This is a genomic window from Acidobacteriota bacterium (assembly GCA_028875575.1).
Lineage (GTDB): Bacteria > Acidobacteriota > Terriglobia > Versatilivoradales > Versatilivoraceae > Versatilivorator.
In genome coordinates this window covers 18,233-40,240 of sequence record JAPPDF010000088.1, presented here as the reverse complement: position 1 = coordinate 40,240, position 22,008 = coordinate 18,233, and the positions used below count along the sequence as shown (strand labels likewise).

Below are 22,008 nucleotides of genomic sequence, written 5' to 3'. Positions count from 1 at the left end.
CCCTAATCGATCCGGAGGAATTCATCCTTATTGAAGAGGTTCCCGCAGAATCGAATCAGGGCACCAGCTATTGGGAGTTCCAAGCTCTCCAAATCCTTCTGAGGAGGGGAGGTCTCGGTTGCCGGGCCATTTCTTGAGACTGCCGGCTCCAGAAGTCCCATGGCCTTCCGCTTTTCCCGTTCCGTAGGCATCCGCGCCAGGGTCAATTGCCAGGCCAGATCAATCTGCCGGGAAGCATCCTTCCCCGCCTCACGCACCAGGCGGGAAGCCAGATTGCGGGCCTGGCGGTAAAGACCCTCACGGTTCAGTTTCCAGAACGATTGAAGGCCTTCGTTGCCGGCCTTTTTGACAGGGCAGCCGTTGGAAGCCGGGTCGGCGGTTGTATGGTGGAACCGTGAAGCAGCCCGGCGAGTCAAGAGGTAGACCGCGCGGCGCCGACCCTCGGCGGGGTCGTCAGAGGCGGGCCAGCGAGTTTTCATTCGAGAGGTAGCCCCTTCCACTTCCGCCAGGGGTGGAATTGCCGGGCGACCTCCAGTCTTCAGATTCAGGGTCCCCGACACCTGGTGGATGGCATCCCAAACAGCCGTCCTCTCCAACCTGCGTGGATTCATGCGCCACCAGTAGCGATTCGAGGGATCTCGTCGCTGATGCCGGCCCGTAGTAAACCGACTGGCCCTTCGATAGGCGTTGGACAGCATGATCAGCCGGTGCATCGATTTCACGCTCCAACCCTGATCCACGAACCGGCAGGCGAGCCAATCGAGCAGTTCCCGATGTACGGGGGAGTCTCCTTGATGACCGAAGTCGCCGGCAGTGCGCACCAGGCCTTGTCCGAAGTGACCCTGCCAGATGCGGTTGACCATAACGCGGGCGGTCAGCGGGTGGGTTGGCTCCGTTAGCCAGAGGGCCAATTGCTTGCGGTACTGGAGACCGTTGAGTCCCCGGGACAACCTGGCCGAGACCGAGTCAGACCTGAGGACCCGGGGCAATCCCGGGTGTACGAGGTGTTGCTTGCCTGCCAGCTCGCCTCGGCTCAGAAGGTGGGTCTCAGGAATCAACTCCGTCTTCACCCCAGCCAGCACCGTGGCTGACGGAACATCGTAAAACCCGTCGTAGTCAACCAGGTGCGCCAACCCCTTGGCAGGAATAAGCACAGCCGCCTTGGCCAGTTTCCCGGTCAGCTCCCGGTGGCGTTCGGCCTCTTCAGGGGAAAGGTGCTCTTCAATATTCAACTCTCGGTGCAGTTGGACCAACGGAGTCGCCAACTCCGTTTCGCGGGCAGATCGTTCTTTCGCGGGAGTTTCGTAGGCCTGCACCACTTCCGAGGAATAGTCCTTTTTCCTGGTTTCGACGACTCGATCCCTTACTTGCCCTGCAAACCTCAGGTAAGCGTCTCTGGCCTCCGCCAGTGCAATCGACAGATGATAGGCCTCGTCACGGTGGCCCATGGTGGTCGACGCCACTACCGGAACGCTTGAGGGCCGGCTTGCGGCAAAGATCGCCTGCAGCCTGAAGTAGTCTTCCTGGGAGAAAGGGTCGGACCGGTGGTCGTGGCAACGGGCGCATTCCAGGGTCAACCCGAGGAATGAGGAGGTTGTCTTGTCGACGACCTCTGTCAGCCAGCGGTACCTGGCGACTTCGGCGTTCAGTTCCACCTCGCGGCCTCCGGTCCCAAGGGCGAAGATGGTGGTTCCGATCCAGGCTTCCAGGTGCTCCAGCTTCTCGGGAGAGAGGTCGTAGAAGCCTTCCAGTTCGAGATTGTTCGGAAAGAGCTCGTCTCCGGCAATCTGCTCCTGAACAAAACGGTCGTAGGGCTTGTCTTCGTTGAAGGACTTGATCACGTAGTCCCGATAGCGCCAGGCGTTGGGATGGTAGTCGTCGGTGTCCGATCTGCTGTCGGCGTACCCGACCACGTTCAGCCAGTGGTGCCCCCAGCGTTCCCCGTATCGGGGCGATTCGAGCAGTTCCTCGATGAGTCTTTCATAAGCGTCCGCTGATTCATCCCGCAGGAAGCGCTCGGCTTGGGCGGGAGTCGGAGGCAAGCCCCACAGATCGAAGGTGGCGCGGCGCAACAGTACGGACCTGGTGGCGGCGGGACCGGGCTTCAGTCGCTTCTTCCGGAGCTTCGCCAGCACAAACGCATCGATGGGGTTGGAGGGTTGGCTGCCTTGCTTTAGCCGGGGAACCTGCGGCCGCCGGAGCTTCTGGAAGGACCACCAGGAAGCCTCGCGGGCATCGGGACGGGCGGCCACAGAGAGGTTGGAGGATTCCGCCCAGTTTGGTGAAAGCAGGGCGGCCAGGGTCATCGTCGCCACGGCCACAACTGCCTGCCGGTAGGTGCCGTGCCGCATCCCGGGTGCTCCCGATGTTCGGAAAGGGAATTTCAGGTCGAATTCAGGGGGAGGATGTCCGCTGCAACCTGAAGTTGGAGCGGCTCCAGTGCCGCATTTTTCGCCGCTCCTTGAAAACGAAGTACACAACGCCGTCTTTCGGGGACAGGTACACCCTCATGGTTCCGTCCCAGAGATGCTTTTCCTCCTGATAGCGGGCCAGACCCGTCTGGCTGTGCTGACGCTCCTTGGCGGGAGCCAGCTTGACCGCCGTGGAACGTAGCAGGTGTGTTCCCACCAACGGCACCTCGGCGGAATCCAGGGCCGGGTCTTGTCCGACCGACTCCCTGACCGTGGCCTTCACCGTCCCGTTCAAGGAGAAAATCAGCCAGCGGTCCGGAGCCTCCCCCTTGACTTCCAGGTGATAGTGGGCAGCCGGCAGCCGGATTCCCTCGGCTGTGGCAAGGGCCGCGGGGACCCGCATCCGCCCCTGGTAGAAAGGGGCCTCCTCGTCGGTCGCCAAAAGCAGGGCCGGGAAGAGCAGGAGCGAAAAAATGGGGGGGAAACGCATTGAAGTCGCCTTCGTGCAAGCCGCTGCCGGCCTGCTGTCCCGAGCCGGCTAGCCGGCCAGCAGCCGTTTGGCCACGCTGTGGTTCCCGTCCTCTCCGACTCCGGTCAGGCGCTTCTCCAGTCCGGAAACCTCGACGTTCAGCTTGCGGTGGTCCAGTCCCAGCAGTTCGAGCATGGTGGCGTGCATGTCGTGGACATGGACCTTGTCTTCGGCGGCGTAGAAGCCCAGCTCATCGGTGGCCCCGATGGCCTTGCCGCCCTTGATGCCTCCTCCGGCCATGACGACCGAGAAGCCGTAGGGGCTGTGGTCCCGTCCCTCCTTGCCCTGCATGATGGGGGTGCGGCCGAACTCTCCGGAAAGAACCACCAAGGTGCTGTCCAGCATGCCCCGTTGTTTCAGGTCTGCCAGAAGACCGGCCACCGGGCCATCCGTCTTCACGGCATTCTCACGGTGGTTCTTGTCGCACTCTCCGTGCCCGTCCCAGTCGCTGTTGTAGAGGTGGACAAAGCGAACCCCGCGCTCGACCATCCTGCGTGACAGCAGGCACATCCGTCCGAAGTTGGCGGTCTCCTTGGTGTCCAGGCCGTACAACTTGTTGATGTGCTCGGGCTCCCCGCTCAGGTCGATCAATTCGGGACCGGCCATCTGCATGCGGAACGCCAATTCGTAATTCTTGATCCGGGCCGCCAGGCTGCTGTCGTCCGGGCGGTCGGCCAGGTGGCGCCGGTTCCATTGCTTCAGTTGATTCAGAATGGCCTGCTGGTCATCCCGGCTCACCGTAGTCGGGCGCTGCAAATTTTCCAGCGGGGCGCCTTGCGTGGAAAGCACGGTTCCCTGGTAGACGGCCGGCAGGAAACCCGATCCGATCACCGACTTGCTGTTGCGCATGTAGTCGTCGGCCATCACCATGTAGGCTGGCAGGTTGTCGGTTTCGCTCCCCAGGCCATAGAGAACCCAGGCCCCCATGCTGGGTTGTCCCATCAGCAGGGACCCCGTGTGGATGATGGTGATGGCGGGACCGTGGATGAAGGACTCGTGGTGGCAGGAGCGGATGATCGCAAGGTCGTCGGCGAATTCCGAGAGTTTCGGGAACAGGTCGGAGATTTCCAGGCCGGACTGGCCGTGCTTTCTGAAGACACGCCGCGTCCCCATCAGCTTGGATTCATCCGCCTTGATCTGGGCCAGGCCGATGCCCTTTTTCAAGTAGCTGGGAGGAAGGTACTGGCCGTCATATTTCTGCAGCTCGGGCTTGGGATCGAAGGTTTCAAGCTGGCTGGGGCCACCTTGCAGAAAGATGAAGATGACGCTCTTGGCCTTGGCCGAGAAGTGGGGCGGCTTGACGCCCAGGGGATTGTAGGCCGCGGCGGCCGGCGCATCGGCGCCTGCCGATTCCGCCTGCAGCATGCAGTTGAGGGCCAGTCCTCCGAATCCCAGCCCGGAACGGGTCAGGAATTCACGCCGCGAACTGGCGGGGGCGCGGCGGTTGCAGGAATAGGGATTCATGTTTGCCTCCCGAACTGAGGGGATCCGGGTCGCGTTTCGGTTCGGCCCCGGTGTCAATCGATGTAGAAGAACTCGCTCAAGTTGAACATGGTCAAGCAAAGCTGGGTCAAGGCGTCACTGTGCCGGGTCTTCGTTTCGTCGCCTTCGCCGGCGGGATGGGGTGCCTGACTTCCGTTGCTTGAAGCCAGTCTTGACAAGAGCGTCATCGCCTCCTGCCTTTCTTCAGCCGACGGCAACCGGGCCAGCACCAGCCGCCAGGCCAGGTCCACCTGGTCGGCGGGACTGGCGCCGGCTTCGCGAATCAGCCGGTCGGCCAGCACCCGGGCCTGCCTGAAGGAGGCGTCGTTGTTCAGGGACCAGAGCGCCTGGGGGGCGACCGTCGTCACTTCCCTTCCGGCGCAGCTCACCGAGGAGTTGGGCACGTCGAACTTGTCGAACATGGGGAAGGTGAAGTTGCGCCGGGCCAGGATGTAGACGCCACGCCGCCTGCCTGCTGCGGGGTCTTCCGAAACGGCCCACCAGGGCTTGATGCGCAGGGAACTCATTTCGACCTTGGAAAGCGGGGGAATCGCAGGCCGTCCCCCCATGGTCGGGTTCAGATTGCCGGCCACCGCATGCAGCGAATCCCACACCGCCTCCCCTTCCAGGCGGCGGCGGTTCATGCGCCACAGGAGGCGATTGTCGGGGTCCTGCTGCCGGTGAGCACCGGTGGTGAAGCGGCTGTCGCGCCGGTAGGCGTCAGAGAGCATGATCAGGCGGTGCATCGACTTGACGCTCCATCCCCGATCGACGAACTCGGTGGCCAGCCAGTCCAGCAATTCGGGGTGGGAGGGCCGGTCGCCCTGGCGTCCGAAGTCGTTGGAGGTGCGGACCAGGCCTTGTCCGAAATGGCCCTGCCAGATGCGGTTGACCATGACCCGCGCCGTGAGGGGATGGGTGGGACGGGTCAGCCAGAGCGCGAAGTGTTTGCGGTAGCGGGGTCCGTGAGGTCCCATGGACAGCCGGTCGGGAACACTGTCATCGCGCAGCGCCGCCGGCAACCCCGGCTCGACGATCTCTCTTTTCAGAGACAGCTCGCCGCGGTTCAAGAGGTAGGTGTCGGGAACCAGCTCGGGCTTGAGGTGTCCCAGAACCGTGGCCGAGGGCACGTCGAAGAATCCGTCGTATTTCACCTTGTGCGAAGCATCCTCAAGAGGGATGTCGAGCACGGCCCTGGCCAGCTTTTGCATGGTGTTTTGATGGCGGGTCTTCTCCCCATCGGTGAGATGATCCTCGATGTTCATCTCCGTGTAGAACTGGGCCAGGGGTGCGGCCAACTCCAGCTCCCGGGCGGTACGCTCCTTCATGGGCACCTCGTAGGCGCGCACCACCTCGGGTGGGTATTCCTTCTTCTTGATTTCGATGACCCGGTCCTTGACCTGCGTTTCGAACCTCTGGTAGGAAGCTCTGGCTTCTGCCAGGGCGATCATGCGGTGGTAGTCTTCGCGGCGATGACCCGTGGACAGGCTGCTGACCACGGGGATGGTCTTGCGGGAACTGGCGGCGAAGACGGCCTGCAACTGAAAGTAATCCTTTTGGGTGAAGGGATCGAATTTGTGGTCGTGGCAGCGCGAGCACTCCAGGGTCAGGCCCATGAACGCCGCCGAGGTGGTGTCGATCGCGTCGGTGAGCCGTTCGTAGCGCAATCGTTCCGAGTCCAGGTGGGATTCCTGGATTTCCGGTCCGAAGGTATAGAGAGTGGTTCCGATCCTGGCTTCCATGTGCTCCAGCTTTTCCGGGGCGATGTCGTAGAAGCCCTCCATCTCCATGTTGTTGGGAAACAGCTCGTCTCCCGCGATCTGTTCCTGGACAAAGCGGTCGTAGGGCTTGTCTTCGTTAAAGGACTTGATCACATAGTCCCGGTAGCGCCAGGCGTTGGGATAGAAGACATCGCCTTCGAACCCCGCGCTGTCGGCGTAGCGGACGACATCCAGCCAGTGGCGCCCCCAGCGTTCGCCATAGTGGGAGGAATCCAGAAGCTCGTCGATGAGCTCTTCGAACGCGTCGGGGGAGGTATTCTCAAGGTACCGATCCACCTGGGCCGGAGTCGGCGGCAGACCCAGCAGATCGAAGTAGGCCCGGCGCAGCAGAGTGGCCTTGTCTGTCGCAGGAGCCGGTTCGAGTCCCTTCTCCCGCAGCTTGGCCAGGATGAAGGCGTCAATGGGATTGGAGGGGGCCTCGTCCAGTTCCGGTACAGCGGGACGGCGCGGTTTCTTCAATGACCACCAGGAGGGTTCTCCGGCGGCAGCGCCCGCTTCGGGGTAAGGCGCCCCCGCTTCGATCCATTCCTTCAGGATGGCCAGGTCTCCCTGGGGCAACGGCCGGCGGCTTCCGGGCGGCATCTTGGGTTCGCCGAGATGGGCGGCGGAACGGTAGAGCAGGCTCCGGGCGGCATCGCCGACAACGACGGCCGGCCCGCGGCCGCCTCCTTTCAGCAGGGCCTCTCTTTGCCTCAGGTCCAGGCCCGACATCTGGCCGGCTCCGTGGCAGGAGAGGCAGTGCTTCTGCAGAATGGCATGAGCCGCCTGGGCGGTGGAATCGGCGGCCGTGACCAGGCAAGGAATTCCCAGTAGAGCCAGAACTGCAAGACATTGAAGGGCTCGCACCGGAATACAGCCTCGCATGACGCTCCTCTGGAGTTGGAATCAGCCGTAATTATAGGATGGCAGACGCCGGTTTTCCACCACTAACCCGCATCTCCCCAGGCTGTTTGACAGCACTCGCAAGCGTCGGATATGATCGCTTTCGACTGGCCGGGACGGAAGGATGCCCGCTCGGGAAGGGAGGGTCCCCAATTGAGTACTCGCCGGATGGGTTCCGAGCTTACACGGATCAGCGACAAGGTTTTTTCAGGGGAGAGATTGTCTTTCGAGGAGGGAGTCACTCTCTATCGGACTTCGGACCTGCATTCCGTGGGGGCTCTGGCCAACCGGGTCCGGGAAAAATGGAACGGGAACGCCGGGTACTTCAACGTCAACCGGCACTTGAACCCCACCAACGTGTGCGTGGTTGACTGCAAGTTCTGCGGTTTCGCTCGCAAACCCGGCAAGGGCGGCTATACCATGTCGCTGGAGGAGGCCTATCATCACGCCTCCATGGGGTATAGCGAATCCGTGACCGAGTTTCACATCGTGGGCGGCCTGCATCCCTACCTCCCCTTCTCCTACTACACCGACCTGCTACGTGGCTTGAAGGAGCGTTTTCCCAAGGTTCATCTCAAGGCCTTCACCATGGTTGAGCTCGATTTCTTCTCCCGCCGAGCCAAGTTGTCCATCGATGAGACCATTCAGGCACTTCGGGAGGCGGGAATGGACAGTTGCCCCGGGGGAGGAGCCGAGATTTTCGCCGAGCGTCCCCGCGACATCCTCTGCGACCACAAGGTGTCGGGCGACCGCTGGCTGGAGATCGCCAAAAGGGTGCACCTCTGCGGATTGAAGTCGAACGCCACCATGCTCTACGGACACGTGGAGAGCGTGGAGGATCGAGTCGACCACCTGATCCGGTTGAGGGAGTTGCAGGACGAGACCCAGGGCTTTCAGTGTTTCATTCCGCTGGCCTTCCACCCGGCAAATACGCAACTGGATCACCTGCCCTCGCCAACCGCCATGCTGGACCTTCGAACCATCGCGGTCAGTCGTCTCCTACTGGACAATTTCCCCCACATCAAGGCCTATTGGATCATGATCGGCGCCAAGACAGCCCAGATCGGACTCCACTATGGGGCCGACGACCTGGATGGAACGGTGGTGGAGGAAAAGATCGTTCACATGGCCGGAGCCCAGACTCCCCTTGGCCTGACCCGCACGGAAATCGAGCATCTCATCCGCGAAGCCGGCCGGGAACCGGTTGAACGGGACACTCTCTACCGGCCGGTCAACCGCGTCGCCGCCGCCTGACCGGTAGTGCTGAAGCCTCGCCTGAAACATCCCCAAAAAGATATCCACGAAGGGCCACGAAGCAAGACGGCTCTGCTGCATGGGCAGGGCAGCAGCCCGGCAAGCCGGCGCGCGCCGCCTCCAGGAGCAAGAGAGATGGGGGGAGGCGCCCACCCGGGAGCGCGGGCGTCTCGCCCGCATGCTATGCCGTTGCGTGCCGCTCAGTTTCCCCGCGATGGGGCACCCGGGCACCCAGCTGGCGGGAACGGCATGGGCTGGGCCGAAGCGGGATCTTGACGCCGTTGCCGGTCGAGCCGGGTCGAGGAGATGGGCGAGGCTGTGCCGGATTTGTGCGGGCGGGACGCCCGCGCTCCCGGGGGACTTCATTCCGTGACGCCGTCGCGGCAAAGTGAAAAGTGAATTGTGGATAGTTATTCGAACCCCACGTGACGCATCTTGCCGGTCGTGCCGCAGTCCTTCAAGAAGGGTAACCAGGTCATCGGGCACTTGCCTGTTCCAGAATCCCACCTCCGACCACCCTTCACCCTTCAAACTTCACCCTTCAAACTTCAAACTTCGCACTTCAAACTTCTAAAGCCCCCGCTTCCTTAGCTCAGCCTTCAAGTCGAATGGTAGGAGGCGGTCTGTCCCGCAGTTCCCGGGTCCAACGGGTATGCTCGACCGAAAGGCCACGGTAGAAGGCCTCCATCTCGGCCAGGAATTGTGAAACATTGAGGCATAGGAAGCGGTTGGGGAGTTGCTGGAACCGCTCCCTTGCCTTGCGGTGGCAACTCAGGGCGCCTTCCAGATTCTCGTTCCCATAGTGATAGAGTGACACTGCCGACATGATGAGGGCCTGATAGAAAAGCTTCTCCTTTCCTTTGGCCTCCGCCCAGACCTCCTCCCAATGGTCGTGGCATTCGTAGTAGAAACGGCGGTTGAACAGTTCCAGTCCCCGATAGAAGTCGGCTGGATGAGGCTTGTTTTCCGAGTCCACTGGAGAAATCCTCCTCCCTCTGGCAGCGCGCCTGCCTTTGTTGCATAATCATGGAGAGTTTCGCAAGGGTGATGAAGAAGAGGTTGAAATGATCGGGATATCGAAGCAGATGTTGACGTTGGTCCTGTGCCTGTTATTCGTGGTTGGAACCCTGGTGTCCGACGACGTTCAAGACAGGGAACGAGCCGCCGAGGAAAGGATTATCGGCTTTCTGAAGACCCATCTCGAGCCGGGCAGGGCCGTACTGATTACGGAGCTCCACCAGCGTTTCACCGAACCGGAGGAGCGCAGGGTTCTCAGTCGACTCTACAACATCTTCTTCAAGGTGCCTCACTTCGTGGCCCAATACTATGCCGTCCACAAAAGGCCGCCCCTGCTTCGCGAAATCGCCGAGCAATTCAATTTGCGTATCCAGGGTGAGGTCGACGTGATTCTCCGGATCGTAGAGTACGATCGGAGGGTGCCCCAATTCTTCAAGAGGGACCCGGAAAGCGGTGAGATCGCCTCGGTGGACTTGGAACGAATCAAAGCCGACCCCCGCTTCAACAAGATCGTCGAGCGTTCCATCGCCGGTTGGGAAGGGAAGGAGGCGCCTCAATTCAACGTCCGGCTTCTGGACGGGGACGAGCTCAGCCTCGATTCCAGGCAAGGAATCCGCCTGGTCTACTTCTGGTTTACCCACTGTCCCCCCTGCGTCAAGATCACTCCCCACCTGGTTTCCCTGCAGGAACAGTTCGGATCGCGGAACTTTACCGTCATCGGTCTGAATGCCGACCGGGTCTTGGACTTGGGATACCCCGACTCGGAACGCGCTGCCTATCTGGACAAGCACAAGATCAATTTCCCGGTGGGTCATCTGACCGCGGAGGTTCAGGAGGCGTATGGAGGGATCCAGCTGTTCCCCAGCTTGTTTCTGGTAGACGAGAACGGGTTGATTCGCCACCACTTCGTCAACTATCAGGATGAGCCAACCTTGGAAAAAGCAATCCGATCCGTTCTTTGAACGATCCTCCGATCCTTGCGGAGCGCAACCGGCCGCCTGTCTCCGCAAACCTTCCGAAGAGCGCTTGAACAACAGCCGAAATTTCAGCCGACAGTGAGCAGTGGGAGCCGGATGCCTGTCTTGGGGCGGTACGGCGGGGTCGATCTCGATCGAGTCTACTTCAGAAACGGGTTGTGGTGTTTCTCCTCTCCTATGGTCGTGGGTGGACCGTGGCCGGGGTAGACCAGGGTACGGTCGTCCAGTTTCAGGAGGCGGTTCCGAATGGATTCGATGATGTCTCTGTAGGAACCTCCCCAGAGATCGGTTCTTCCGATACCCATTTGAAACAGTGTGTCTCCGGCGAACAGTCGGCCGGTTTGCTCTGCCAGATGCAGGCAGAGGCTGCCCGGGGTGTGGCCCGGGGTAAAGAGCACCTCCCCGGATTGTCGTCCGAATGAGATCCGATCGCCCTGGTGGACAAAATTGTCGATCTCGGTGGTGGGCGGTGTCGACACTCCCATCCAGGAGGCTTGCATCGGCAGGTTTCGGTACAAGGCCAGATCCCTTTCATGCAGTAGGGCCTCGGCGCCTGTCTTTTCCTTCAAGGCCTCCAGATCTCCCACGTGATCGATGTGGGCATGGGTGCTGAGCAGATACCTGACGCTCAAGCCATGCTTCTGGATGAGAGGAAGAATCAGCTCCACCTCATCCCCGGGGTCGATCACCAGGGCCTCTCGGGTTTCCTCACACCCCAGGATGTAGCAGTTGCACTGCAAGGGCCCCACGGCCACCTGTTCAAAAATCACTTGCGACCTGCCTTCAGACTGCGGCGGGAGCCAGTCTGGATGAGTAGAGGGGAAATTGCTCCGATAGATCTCTGACTTGATCCCGAATTTTCTTCTGAACCTCCACAATTTCAATATGGTCCAGCACCTCTCCGATCCACCGGCCGATGAGTTGCATTTCGGACTCGCCCATTCCTCGCGAAGTGAGCGCGGGAGTGCCCAATCGTATCCCGCTGGTCACCAGCGGGGGATGGGGATCGAAAGGGATGGCGTTTTTGTTGATGGTGATTCCGGCCCGGTCCAGGGCGAGTTCCGCCTGCTTGCCGGTGATTCCCTTGGAAAACACATCGACCAGAATCAGGTGAGTGTCGGTTCCCCCGGACACCAGGCGGTACCCGCTCTCCAGGATGCTGGAGGCCAACGCCTCCGCATTTCGCTTGACCTGCCGGATGTAGCGTCTGAATTCGGGTTGCAAGGCTTCCTGAAGGCAGACGGCCTTGGCAGCGACGACATGAACGAGGGGGCCGCCTTGAGTCCCGGGGAACAGCAGGCGGTTCAGGTTCCTGGCATGGGCCTGTCGGCACAAGATCATTCCTCCGCGCGGTCCCCGCAACGTCTTGTGGGTTGTGGTGGTGACGAAGTCGCAGTGGGGAACCGGACTGGGGTGCTCGCCGACGGCGACCAGGCCTGCAGTGTGGGCCATGTCCGCCATCAGCAGGGCGCCGCTTTCGCGAGCGATCTCACCCATTCGCTTGAAGTCGATTTCGCGGGGGTAGGCGCTGGCTCCGGCCACGATGAGCTTGGGTCGGTTTCGCAGGGCCAGTTCAGCCAGGGCATCGTAGTCGATCGTTTCCGTGTCCTTCCGGACCCCATAAGGAACGATGCGATACATCCTGCCGGAGAAGTTCAGCGGATGGCCATGGGTGAGGTGTCCCCCGTGGGACAGGTCCATGCCGAGTACCGTCTCCCCGGGCTTCAAGACCGTCATGTACACGGCTACGTTGGCCTGGGTTCCGGAATGGGGTTGCACGTTGGCATGTTCGGCGCCGAACAGTTGCTTGGCCCTGTCGATGGCCAACTGCTCCACCACGTCGGTAAACTCGCAGCCCCCGTAGTAGCGGCGTCCGGGATAGCCCTCCGCATACTTGTTGGTGAACACGCTGCCGGTGGCCTCCAGGACGGCCTCGCTCACGAAATTCTCCGAGGCAATAAGCTCCAGTTGGTTGGCCTGACGCCGAGTTTCCCGGTCGATGGCGTCGGCAACCTGCGGGTCGACCAGCGCAAGGCTCTTGGCAAGTTCGGGGTTGATGGCCACGGATGCTGCCCCTTGAGAATGAATGTATTCCCGGACGCCAGCCCGGGGAGGTATCCTCACCAAGTCCGGCCTCTCAGCATTCAAATGTTAACCAACAAACCCAATGCTGACAAACCAATAATCGGAGGGGATTGGCTCTCTTTCCGCTTCTGGCGGGGGCTTTCGGGAATTCGGGCCGGCTCCGAATCTTTTGCCGTCAAATATGTTATCTTCTAGCCCGGCCTTCATTTACCTGGCTGTCGGATGAACGTACCAAGGCCGAACCGGGGCGGTGAGTGGTTCCCGGCGGGAGAGCCTTGAGACGCCATCCACGCTCGAGGGCTTCCGGGTGCCGACGGTCCGATTGGATGGACTTTCCTGCTGAGGAGTCGGAATGCGCTGGAGTCAAATTTTCATCCCTACCCTGAGAGAGGCTCCTGCCGAGGCCGAGGTGCCGAGCCATATTCTGCTCCTGCGAGGGGGATACGTTCGGCAGCTGGCTTCGGGGATTTATTCCTACCTGCCTCTGGCCCAGCGGGTGGTGCTCAAGATCACCCGGATCATCAGGGACGAGCTCGATCGCATGGGCGCCCAGGAATTTGCATTGCCCGCCCTGCACCCGGCTGAAATCTGGCAGGAGAGCGGCCGGTGGGAAGGCATGGGACCGAACATGTTTCGTCTCAAGGATCGCTCCGACCGGGACATGTGCCTCGGTATGACGCATGAAGAGGTCTTTGCATCCATCGCTCGCAACGAGCTGCGCTCTTATCGCCAACTGCCCCAGATCTGGTATCAGATACAGACCAAGTTCCGGGATGAGCCTCGGCCCAAGTCGGGCTTGCTGCGTGTGCGGCAGTTCACCATGAAGGACTCCTACTCGTTCGACGTCGACTGGGAGGGCTTGGATCGGAGCTATCGAAAGCACTACGACCTCTATTGCCGCATTTACGACCGCTGCGGGCTCCGGTATCGAGTGGTCGAGGCCAGCAGCGGCATGATGGGCGGAAGCCAGTCCCATGAATTCATGGTGCTGACCGATGCCGGCGAGGACATGGTCGTCCACTGCGCCTGCGGTTACGCCGCCAATCTGGAGAAGGCGACCGCGGAGCTGGAACCGCTACAGGATGAAGCAGGACCCGATTCCCCCCAACCGGTTCCCACTCCCGGCCAGAAGACCATTGACGACATTTCCCGATTTCTGGGAATTCCTGCTTCCCGTCAGATCAAGTCCCTAATCTATCGGTTTGGCAATCAACCCTTGCTGGTTCTGGTTCGAGGAGACCATCAGCTCAATGAAGCCAAGCTGCATGCGGTGTTGGGGGGCGAGGCCCATCCGGCCCTGCCGGAGGAAATTCCGGCGGTGGCTGGCGCCGACGCCGGTTCCCTGGGTCCGGTGGAGGTGGCGGGCCTGCGTATCCTTTCCGACCACGCCCTGCATGGAAGACGGAATCTAACCTGTGGAGCCAACCGGAATGACTTTCACCTCTCCGGTGTGACCCCCGGGCGGGACTACCAGGCCGAGTATTTCGACTTGCGTGTGGTTCAGGCCGGAGAGGCGTGCGCCCGATGCCGCTCGCCGCTGAGTATCCACAAGGCCCTGGAGGTCGGTCACATTTTCAAGCTCGGAACCAAGTACTCGGAGAGCATGGGAGCCACCGTTCTCAACTCGCAGGGCAGGGAAGTTCCCGTGGTCATGGGGAGCTATGGGATCGGAGTGGAAAGGATTCTTGCAGCCGCCATCGAAAGCGGTCACGATGACGACGGAATCATCTGGCCACGTGCCATCGCCCCCTTCGACTGCCTGATTTGTGTGGTCAATGCCAAGGACGGCGCCGTGGTCGAGGAAGCGGAGAAGGCCTACCGCGATTTACAGGAACTGGGAGTCGAGGTTCTGCTGGACGACCGGAAGGAGCGTCCGGGGGTCAAGTTCAAGGATGCCGACCTGGTAGGGATTCCCTACCGGATCAATTTCGGGAGCCGCAAGCTGGCCATGGGAAAGGTGGAGTGGGTGGAACGAGCTACCGGAAAGATTACGGAAGTCGATCTGGTCAAGCTGGGCTCCCATGCACGAAGCCTGCTTTTGGCCGACGGCTGTCCGACAGTCGCATAGAGCCGGTAAACATCCCCGCCTGCCGGGCTGAGGCTTTCGGGCACGGAGCCGTTACCGGGGTTGGTTGGATGACACCCGTCGTATCGATGCCCGCAAGGTATGGATACTCCTGGGAGCGAGGGCGAGATTCAATTTGGACCCGGCTTCCGGAGTGAGTTCGACAGCCCGAATGTCTTCTTCCGCGGAAGTTCTGAAGACCTCGATGTCTTCCAGCCTGTATCCGCGGAGCTCGATTACTTCGTCGACCGCTTCTTCCTTTGCATTGACCAGGACCACAACCAGTTGACGCTCGGTTGGGTTTCGGAAAGCCGCTGCTGGTGTGCTGCCTCCGGTTGAGAAAACCCGAGCGGCGCCTCTGGGGATGAACCGGCTGAACTGGACAAGGGCGCGGAAACGCTTGGGAGCGCGGAATCCGGTGCCGGTGCCTTCGAGCAAGCCCAGGCGTCCCGGCTGAGTGTCGGTGGCCAATATGGGGCCGTAGAGCCAGGCCCGACACCCCCGCAACAGGTCGCCAATCAGGGTTTGGGCCAGGTCGAGCGCGTCATCCATTTCATCGCTGTTGCCCGCCGGAGATGTGAATTGAGTCTGCCACAGGTTGAAGTTATGGCGTCGTACCAGTTGGTCGACAGCATCGGCCCCGGGGTTCGGCTCCACTGAAGACTGGACTCCCACATGGGAGAGCAAAGGCCGAACCTCTCGATCATCCATCATCGTTTTCAGGAAGGGTAGCGTCTCTCTCCAGTCTGCCTCCGGAACCATGAGTCGGGTCCGGATTCTTTTCTCCCGGAACCTCTCGCCGACCCTCTTGACCAGGTCCCTCAGTTGGTTTGCCCCATACTGGCAACCCACGGGCAAGTCCTCTCTGTCGGGCCGGTTCTGCAAGCTCACCACGTGGACGGGTTGGCCTCGCAGCTTCTCATAGTACTCGACGTAACCCACCAGGTATTCCGCCAGGTCACGGTAGTGTTGAGCCAGGAGGGACCCCGAGCCATCCAGCGCCTGATTGCTCTTCCAGGCGGGCGGGGGAGTCCAGAGACAACTGCTTAACAGCACATCCTGACGCTTCCTGGCCTGTCGAAGCAGCGAGAACTGCGCATTCTCTCTTTCGTCGCCTCCGAACGAAAAGGTCAGGCCGGTCAGTCTCAAGCGGGCGGTAATGGGGATTCGTTGTCCGGTCCACCCGATTTCGTTTCTCAGGATGTTCAGGCCCGCTTCCCTGGGGCTGAAGAGCAGGTCGAAGAGCCTGAGGCGTTCCGCCGAGGGGAGGTTGTGGATTTCCTGGGCGCTGCCGTTGGAACCGCTGACGCCAAACCCGTCGATCCGCTGAAACCGGATCTGGGGTTGAATCAAGATGGGCTTGGATTGTCCGGATAAGGCCGGAGCCCAGGCCAGAAGAAGCAGGCCCAGAACCGTTGTTGGAAGGAGCTTGCCTGTAGAAGTCTTACCTTGCACGGGAAAGCGCCTCGCCGACGATGGTTGCGATCTCTTTGCGCAGGGCTCGGACGTCGCCCTTGCCGTCGGGGTGGAGACGGCTGGTCAGAACGATGAGGTAGGACTGGATTTCAGGGTCCAGCCACAGGGAAGTTCCGGTAAAGCCCGTGTGTCCGTAAGAGTGTGGCGAGAAATGTGCACCCTTTGGCGAAGAATAGCGGGACTGAATGTCCCATCCCAATCCTCGAATGTCCGATTTGCCCGGCGGAGATTGCGGGGAGACCATTTGCCGGACCAACCGGGGTTCAAGCACCCTGGAGTCCTCCAGCCATCCCTCGTTCAGCAGCATCCGGCAGTAGCGGGAAAGGTCGCGGGCGTTGGAGAAGAGGCCGGCATGACCGGCAACCCCGCCCATTGTGGATGCCAGGGGATCATGGGCCTGACCTCGCAGGAAACTCCCGTCATCCCCTTTTTCGGTGGGAGCGATACGGTGGTGTTCGCCTGGGGGAGGGCTGAATCCTGTCTCAACCATTTTGAGCGGGGAGAAGACTCGGGAGTGAACGAACCGGTCCAGGGGTTCTCCGCTCACAACCTCTATCAACTTGCTCAGCAGGATGAATCCGAGGTCGCTGTAGATGAAACGGCTTCCCGGCGTGGCTGACAGGTCGGAGTGGTAGATCTTGTCAATGACCGCTGAGGCAGCTTCGGGCCCTTTTGCGCGGAGACGGAAATAGGGCGCCAATCCGGAGTAGTGGGTCAGCACCTGCCGGAGGGTGATGGTCTCTTTCCCGCTCCTGCCGAAGCCCGGGAGATACTTGGACACCGGGTCGCCCAACCTTACTTTTCCGTCCTGAACCAGGATCAGGACGCCCGGCGCGGTGGCCACCACCTTGGTCAGGGAGGCCAGGTCGAATCGGGTTGCCAGGGTCATCGGCTCGGGCCGGGGTTCCAGGCAGCGGTGGCCATAGGCCTTTTCAAAGAGAATGTGGCGGCCTTGTCCCACTAGCACCACCGCGCCGGGTATCCGGCCATTGTCGATGGCCCGGTGTACGACGCCGTCGATCTTGGCCAATGGCGAGGGGCTGTCTCGGGGGCCGGCCACTGACCGAACGGAGAGCGATGGGCCTGAAAGGACGGCGGCCAACAGGAGGAGGAGCGCCGGGTATTTCCGATGGAGATCAGACAACGGTTGGGCTTCCACGGTGGATTCGAGCGGTTGGCTATCTTAGTGTTTTCAATTTTTCGGAGCAAGCTCTATTCAGCGGGAACATTTTGGCTACCGGCGCGGTCTATAGGGTCGAGTCTTGTCTTTCAATCCGAATGCTTGGTATCTTGGACGAAACACCCGAAGACAAGGCAGGCTGGGAGAGAGGCTCTTGCTCAATTGCGAGATAGGGTTGGATTTCCTGGAAAATGAACCGGCCCTGGTCGATGGATTGCAGGTTGGGTCCCAGGAGGCGTTCGAGACACTGGTTCGTCTCTACCAGGCTCCCATCTACAACCTTGCCTACCGGATTCTGGGAGATTCGGCGGAAGCCTCGGAAGCGACCCAGGAGGCCTTTGTCAGGATTTACAAGGGTATCGGTCGTTTCCGCGGAGAATGCGGTCTCAAGACCTGGATCTACAAGATTGCGGTTTCAGCCAGCCTGAACCGCCGTCGTTGGTGGAAGCGCTGGAAGGACCACGTTCCGGTATCGCTGGATAACCCGCTACCCTCGTACGGCGAAAGCCCCAGGTTGCTGGAAGTCCCCGATCGAGGACAAAGCCCGGAAGCCGTCTGCGCCAGGCGGGAGATCGAGCAGGCAGTCCAGCGAGCGCTGGACGCCTTGCCTGCCGAGTATCGTACAGTCATCGTCTTGAGGGATGTCGAGGGGCTTACCTACGAGGAGATTGCAGAAACCTTGGCTATCTCCATGGGGACAGTGAAATCACGTTTGTGGCGTGCCCGGTCCCAGCTCAGGCAGAGGTTGCGCGGCCTGATCGAATAAGGGTCCGGAGTGTCTTGGGGAAACCGAGACCTCCGAGGTGTCAAACTCGAGGGAGACAGCAAATGACCTGCAGAATGGCCCTCAGAGCGATTCAGAGCTATCTGGATAACGATTTGTTTGGGCGACGGAGGTTTGAGATGGACCGTCACCTGGAGGATTGTGCATCCTGCCGGCGGACATTGGACGAGTTTCGGTCACTGCAGCAGGTGATGCGAAAGTTGGATCGCCAGCCTCCTCCGCCGGAGCTCGAGATAAGGATAAGGGTGGCTGCCTCGATCCACGGAGAGAGAATTTCTCTGAAGCAACTGGTCAACAAGCTGGGCGATCTGATGAATCCCCTGGCCGTTCCGGCCTTCAGCGGCGTTTTCCTGACCTGCCTGACCTTTGTCGTCCTTTTGAGCACCCTGTTCAGCGGCGCCAGCCTGGGCTCCGGCGACTCCGACTCGGCCCTGGGACTGTTCACCGAGCCTCGCGCCAGGTCTCTGACAATGATGCCTGTCGTGTTTGGCGCCGATTTGCCGTTTGTAACCCAGCCGGTCACCGTGAGGACTCTGGTCGGCGAGGATGGCCGGGTGATCGACTATACGGTCCTGAGCGGGCCTCAAGATGAACAGAGTCTGGAATTCCTGGATCGATTCCTCTATTTCGGCGTAAACATGGACCCCGCCACGTTTCTAGGTCGTCCCACCGTCGGCACCTTCGTGATGACCTTGAGTTTCTACCCCACCACCCAAGACAGGATCGACGTCCGAGGCTAGCCCGCGTTTCTGTCCGTCAAAGCCCTTTTTGGGGGGAGCCGGGTCGCGACAATCCATCCTGTCCGTCCATATCAATCCATCTGCCCCGCTCAAGGCCAGGATCAAACGCCGGGGATCGTCGATTCCGGAATTCTGATGCCTGATCGGGGAGTCTCGGCCACAGATTTCGCCCCAAGTCCAAAATCCACAATCTACCGAGCCTTTTGCGACATTCGGCAACGGGACGTTTACCGGGAATGGCCACAAAAGGCACAAAAACACAAATTGTGTGCCTTTTGTGCTTTTTGTGGTTTGACAGTTTTTTTTCACCAAGTCGCAACCAAATTTGAAAAAGGCAGAACCTCAGGTTTGCCGGCAGGATGACCCGCCCCGCTGCGAATTTTGCAAAAGGCTTTACAATCAACCGGGCCGGCATTCCCCGCGGGTCCCTCATGGTATGATTCCGGGTTTGTCGGCTGGCGCGGAGACTCAATGGCTCTCAAGTGGATCGCTGCAGACATCGATGGCACCATCCTGGATAGTTCCAGCCGACTGCCTTCGGGAAACGTGACGGCGATTCGCCAGGCTCGGGACCGTGGAGTCGAGGTGGTTCTGGTGACCGGCCGTCGCTATGGCGCCGCCGTCTGGGTTGCCGAGGCTCTGGGGTTGTCCTCTCCGCTCATCGTCAACAATGGAGCCATGATCGTGTGTCCGACTCGGTCGCGGCGGCTGGCCCGGTGGTTTCTGGCGCCCGAGATCGCGACCGCCATACTGTCCGCCACCTCCGACTACACCCACTGCACGGTCTTGCACAAGGACAGGCCTGCCGCTGGACAGATGGTGGTGTGTTCCCGACCCCGGACGAACGGACAGTTGCACCACTATCTGAACAAGGCTCCAGGGGTGACGGTTCAAGTGGAGTCACTCCAGAGCGAGATTGACGGCGATTTGATCGAGATCATGTTCAGCGGTCCGCTCAGAGTGATGGAAGCCGTAGAAGGGCGGCTCAAGGAATCCGGATTCGAGCAGCATGTGAGAGTCGCAAAGACCTATTACCGGGAAAAGGACCTGGGAATTATCGATGTATTGAACAAGGATTGCTCCAAGCGTTCCGCCCTGGACTTTTTGGCGAGGTCTCATGGCGTTCGGTCAACCGAAATCATGGCCATTGGAGACAATCACAGCGATCTGGAGATGCTGGAATATGCCGGGGTGGGTGTGGTGATGGCTAACGGCGTGGCGGTGCTCAAGAATCGCGGGTTTTACGAGACAGCATCCAATAACGATTTGGGTGTCGCCCGGGCGATTGGTCGGTTTGTTTTCCAGAAAACAGTGGGGTGCGGGAGCGGCTCAGCGCCACCGAGGCCTTCCGGCGGCTGACCGGCCCCTGACTGGGAGGTTTTGTTCTCCCTATTCTATTACAGGAGCCTTTCATGGGATCGTCATGGCTGCCCAGGGTCGGCCTGGTGCTGATACTGTGTGGATCTGCCGCCAGCCTGTCCGCCACGGAGATGGTCTACTTCAAGAATGGACGCAATATGACCATACAAGGCCACCGGATGGGAACGGACACGGCCGTGCTGACTCTCCTTGGCGAAGGTCGCTTGGAGGTCCCTGCCGATTGGATCGAACGTGTCGTCCCGCTCCACCGGGAGCCGCCGCGCTCCGAGGCACAGGCAGTGCCGGTCGGACCGTCTCCCCAGACTACGCTCTCCCAAGGAGAACTCGATCGGATCATCCGACAAGTTGCCGGCAGGCACGGCCTGGACGCAGAACTGGTGCGATCGATCATTCGTGCGGAATCCAATTTCGATCCTCTGGCGGTGTCCGTCAAGGGCGCCAGCGGACTGATGCAGCTCATGCCGGCAACCGCTTCAACCTATCGTGTCAAGGACGTTTTCGATGCCGAGGAGAATGTCGAAGCAGGGGTCAGATATCTGAAGCATCTGATGGGTGAGTTCAACCGGAACCTCCTGATGGTTCTGGCCGCATACAATGCCGGCCCTTCCACCGTAAGGAACCATCAGGGGATTCCGCCCTTCGCCGAAACCCGCGAATACATCCGCAAGGTCCTTCAATTTTATCGGGGCGAGCGACGGTAGTTGGCGCTCTCATTCTCACCGTGAGGTGCCTGCGCCCTGTGCCCTGAAGTTTCCCCACAAAGCACTGCAGGACATTGGGGACGAGTTGGTTCCCATCCTCTTGCCCACATTTCTCACCAGGGCACGCCCAGCGCCGTGTGTAACCGCAAGACGTACCAATCAGACCGATGAGGTGCTGAAAACAGATGGACTTTCCTCTATGAATCGAGCGGCCTGGTGAGAAATGCGGGCTAGCGCACGGCCCGTGAGAAATGCGTCTGGTCTAGCCTCGCTTCCGGAAGATCATGGAGGTTCCGGAAGACCTGGGGCGCCGCTTCCGGAAGAGCTGCCAATAACTGTCCTGGATAAAGTCGGTTGGTTTGTAACCGAGTTTGGCCGACAACGCCAGAATGTCTCGGGCAGATCCCTCGATTTCGAGAAAGTTGCCGATGGGGGTTTCGTCGAAGGTCACCGTCAGTTTCTTTCCGGAGGTCTTGACGGACTCGAGGACAGTGCGAAACTTCTGGTATCGGAAGCTGGGTTCGAAGCCGAGACTTCGCAATAGCTGCCGGACAACCTGGGCATCGCCGAGCTCCGTTTCCAGTTCCTGACGTATCTTGTAGCGGGTGGAGTGCCGTGATGGAGTCTTCAGAGTGATCCAGGCGCGGTCGCCGAAGGATCGTACCCGCAGGAGTTGGCGGCGCCGGGCCAGGGACCGGTCCGGGTAGTCGAAAATCCAGTTATCCTCGAAGGCTCGAGGCATTCGGATCCGGAAACCGAGTTGAACGAGTCGATCACGCACCTTGGGAAGGTCGGCCAACTCGATTTTGACTTCGGTCTCGATGGACTTGCCCGGCGCGTTTTGATGTGCTCCGGATTTCATTGGCAAGGCTCTCCAGGTGGGCGACCGACGCCGAACCTATTATGGCTGAGCGGTCAAGGCATTCCAATCCGCATGGGGTGTCCTCCGGGGCCATCGCGCGCTGATCCACCAACGCAGGGGCAACGCCGGTGGGTGCCCGACTGTTCGCGGCCGCCCCATACATCCCGAAGTCGGGTGTCCACAAGGGATGCCCCCACATCCCGGATCGTGTGCGTCATGGACGTGTGTTGTGAACGTTGACAACGATTTGTGGAGATGCTACAACCGCCGGGTAGCGTTGGTCGAATCTTCTTCCTGTCGGTTCGCGTCTTCTGGGAGGTCGTCTAACGGTAGGACAGCAGACTCTGGATCTGCCTATCGGGGTTCGAATCCCTGCCTCCCAGCCAAATTCCTCACGCGCTT

The 22,008-nt window shown here is 60.5% G+C and carries 17 protein-coding genes and 1 tRNA gene; 8 read left to right on the top strand and 10 right to left on the bottom strand.

Annotated elements, in window-relative coordinates:
- Nucleotides 1-2 precede the first annotated feature (2 nt).
- From OXI69_14280 to OXI69_14265, 4 genes are read right to left on the bottom strand one after another with little or no spacing between them, the layout of a single operon-like run.
- Entirely contained in the window at nt 3-2,351 is a 2,349-nt protein-coding gene (locus tag OXI69_14280) for a DUF1549 and DUF1553 domain-containing protein (protein MDE2667308.1), read from the bottom strand.
- Nucleotides 2,352-2,394: 43 nt separating this feature from the next.
- Nucleotides 2,395-2,901, bottom strand: coding sequence for a hypothetical protein (locus tag OXI69_14275; protein ID MDE2667307.1), 507 nt, complete (start codon nt 2,899-2,901; stop codon nt 2,395-2,397).
- Nucleotides 2,902-2,949: 48 nt separating this feature from the next.
- On the bottom strand, nt 2,950-4,404 hold the full coding sequence (locus tag OXI69_14270; protein MDE2667306.1) for a DUF1501 domain-containing protein: 1,455 nt from the start codon (nt 4,402-4,404) through the stop codon (nt 2,950-2,952).
- A gap of 53 nt (nt 4,405-4,457) precedes the next feature.
- Entirely contained in the window at nt 4,458-7,067 is a 2,610-nt protein-coding gene (locus OXI69_14265) for a PSD1 and planctomycete cytochrome C domain-containing protein (protein MDE2667305.1), read from the bottom strand.
- Between the two features lie 186 nt (nt 7,068-7,253).
- Between OXI69_14265 and mqnE the strand changes: the two genes are divergently transcribed.
- Nucleotides 7,254-8,339: an aminofutalosine synthase MqnE gene (mqnE, locus tag OXI69_14260; protein ID MDE2667304.1), complete on the top strand. Its 1,086-nt coding sequence runs from the start codon at nt 7,254-7,256 to the stop codon at nt 8,337-8,339.
- Between the two features lie 592 nt (nt 8,340-8,931).
- Here mqnE and OXI69_14255 read toward each other — a convergent pair.
- A complete protein-coding gene (locus OXI69_14255) occupies nt 8,932-9,315 on the bottom strand; it encodes a DUF309 domain-containing protein (GenBank protein ID MDE2667303.1) in 384 nt (127 codons plus the stop codon).
- A gap of 88 nt (nt 9,316-9,403) precedes the next feature.
- Here OXI69_14255 and OXI69_14250 point away from each other — a divergent pair, with 88 nt between their 5' ends.
- Complete coding sequence (locus tag OXI69_14250; GenBank protein ID MDE2667302.1) at nt 9,404-10,318, top strand: redoxin family protein; 915 nt, start codon at nt 9,404-9,406, stop codon at nt 10,316-10,318.
- 155 nt (nt 10,319-10,473) lie between these two features.
- On the opposite strand, the gene OXI69_14245 is transcribed toward OXI69_14250, so the two are convergent.
- Both OXI69_14245 and OXI69_14240 read right to left on the bottom strand, forming a co-directional pair.
- Nucleotides 10,474-11,103, bottom strand: coding sequence for an MBL fold metallo-hydrolase (locus OXI69_14245; protein ID MDE2667301.1), 630 nt, complete (start codon nt 11,101-11,103; stop codon nt 10,474-10,476).
- A 13-nt stretch (nt 11,104-11,116) separates the two neighbouring features.
- Nucleotides 11,117-12,391, bottom strand: coding sequence for a serine hydroxymethyltransferase (locus OXI69_14240; GenBank protein MDE2667300.1), 1,275 nt, complete (start codon nt 12,389-12,391; stop codon nt 11,117-11,119).
- Between the two features lie 379 nt (nt 12,392-12,770).
- Between OXI69_14240 and OXI69_14235 the strand changes: the two genes are divergently transcribed.
- Nucleotides 12,771-14,486: a proline--tRNA ligase gene (locus tag OXI69_14235; protein ID MDE2667299.1), complete on the top strand. Its 1,716-nt coding sequence runs from the start codon at nt 12,771-12,773 to the stop codon at nt 14,484-14,486.
- 51 nt (nt 14,487-14,537) lie between these two features.
- On the opposite strand, the gene OXI69_14230 is transcribed toward OXI69_14235, so the two are convergent.
- Together OXI69_14230 and OXI69_14225 are read right to left on the bottom strand one after the other, a co-directional pair.
- On the bottom strand, nt 14,538-15,938 hold the full coding sequence (locus tag OXI69_14230) for a hypothetical protein (protein MDE2667298.1): 1,401 nt from the start codon (nt 15,936-15,938) through the stop codon (nt 14,538-14,540).
- On the bottom strand, nt 15,928-17,103 hold the full coding sequence (locus OXI69_14225; protein ID MDE2667297.1) for a serine hydrolase: 1,176 nt from the start codon (nt 17,101-17,103) through the stop codon (nt 15,928-15,930). Before OXI69_14225 ends, OXI69_14230 begins: the two co-directional genes overlap by 11 nt.
- A 211-nt stretch (nt 17,104-17,314) precedes the next feature.
- Between OXI69_14225 and OXI69_14220 the strand changes: the two genes are divergently transcribed.
- The 4 genes from OXI69_14220 to OXI69_14205 all read left to right on the top strand — a co-directional run bounded on the left by OXI69_14220 (nt 17,315) and on the right by OXI69_14205 (nt 20,744).
- Nucleotides 17,315-17,905, top strand: a complete 591-nt coding sequence (locus tag OXI69_14220; protein ID MDE2667296.1) for a sigma-70 family RNA polymerase sigma factor — start codon at nt 17,315-17,317, stop codon at nt 17,903-17,905.
- A 74-nt stretch (nt 17,906-17,979) separates the two neighbouring features.
- The gene (locus OXI69_14215; GenBank protein MDE2667295.1) at nt 17,980-18,663 is read left to right on the top strand and encodes a zf-HC2 domain-containing protein; all 684 of its coding nucleotides are present in this window, start codon (nt 17,980-17,982) and stop codon (nt 18,661-18,663) included.
- Nucleotides 18,664-19,134: 471 nt separating this feature from the next.
- On the top strand, nt 19,135-20,022 hold the full coding sequence (locus OXI69_14210) for a Cof-type HAD-IIB family hydrolase (protein MDE2667294.1): 888 nt from the start codon (nt 19,135-19,137) through the stop codon (nt 20,020-20,022).
- Between the two features lie 53 nt (nt 20,023-20,075).
- Nucleotides 20,076-20,744: a lytic transglycosylase domain-containing protein gene (locus tag OXI69_14205; protein ID MDE2667293.1), complete on the top strand. Its 669-nt coding sequence runs from the start codon at nt 20,076-20,078 to the stop codon at nt 20,742-20,744.
- Between the two features lie 262 nt (nt 20,745-21,006).
- On the opposite strand, the gene OXI69_14200 is transcribed toward OXI69_14205, so the two are convergent.
- Nucleotides 21,007-21,606: a class IV adenylate cyclase gene (locus OXI69_14200; protein ID MDE2667292.1), complete on the bottom strand. Its 600-nt coding sequence runs from the start codon at nt 21,604-21,606 to the stop codon at nt 21,007-21,009.
- Nucleotides 21,607-21,918: 312 nt separating this feature from the next.
- Between OXI69_14200 and OXI69_14195 the strand changes: the two genes are divergently transcribed.
- Nucleotides 21,919-21,992: transfer RNA gene (locus OXI69_14195), tRNA-Gln, on the top strand.
- The last annotated feature ends 16 nt before the right edge of the window (nt 21,993-22,008 follow it).

Bases quoted from the DNA above. Each gene is read 5' to 3' on its own strand.
- OXI69_14280 (MDE2667308.1), bottom strand. From the start codon at position 2,351: ATGCGGCACGGCACCTACCGGCAGGCAGTTGTGGCCGTGGCGACGATG.
- OXI69_14275 (MDE2667307.1), bottom strand. From the start codon at position 2,901: ATGCGTTTCCCCCCCATTTTTTCGCTCCTGCTCTTCCCGGCCCTGCTT.
- OXI69_14270 (MDE2667306.1), bottom strand. From the start codon at position 4,404: ATGAATCCCTATTCCTGCAACCGCCGCGCCCCCGCCAGTTCGCGGCGT.
- OXI69_14265 (MDE2667305.1), bottom strand. From the start codon at position 7,067: ATGCGAGGCTGTATTCCGGTGCGAGCCCTTCAATGTCTTGCAGTTCTG.
- mqnE (MDE2667304.1), top strand. From the start codon at position 7,254: ATGGGTTCCGAGCTTACACGGATCAGCGACAAGGTTTTTTCAGGGGAG.
- OXI69_14250 (MDE2667302.1), top strand. From the start codon at position 9,404: ATGATCGGGATATCGAAGCAGATGTTGACGTTGGTCCTGTGCCTGTTA.
- OXI69_14235 (MDE2667299.1), top strand. From the start codon at position 12,771: ATGCGCTGGAGTCAAATTTTCATCCCTACCCTGAGAGAGGCTCCTGCC.
- OXI69_14215 (MDE2667295.1), top strand. From the start codon at position 17,980: ATGGCCCTCAGAGCGATTCAGAGCTATCTGGATAACGATTTGTTTGGG.
- OXI69_14210 (MDE2667294.1), top strand. From the start codon at position 19,135: ATGGCTCTCAAGTGGATCGCTGCAGACATCGATGGCACCATCCTGGAT.
- OXI69_14205 (MDE2667293.1), top strand. From the start codon at position 20,076: ATGGGATCGTCATGGCTGCCCAGGGTCGGCCTGGTGCTGATACTGTGT.
- OXI69_14200 (MDE2667292.1), bottom strand. From the start codon at position 21,606: ATGAAATCCGGAGCACATCAAAACGCGCCGGGCAAGTCCATCGAGACC.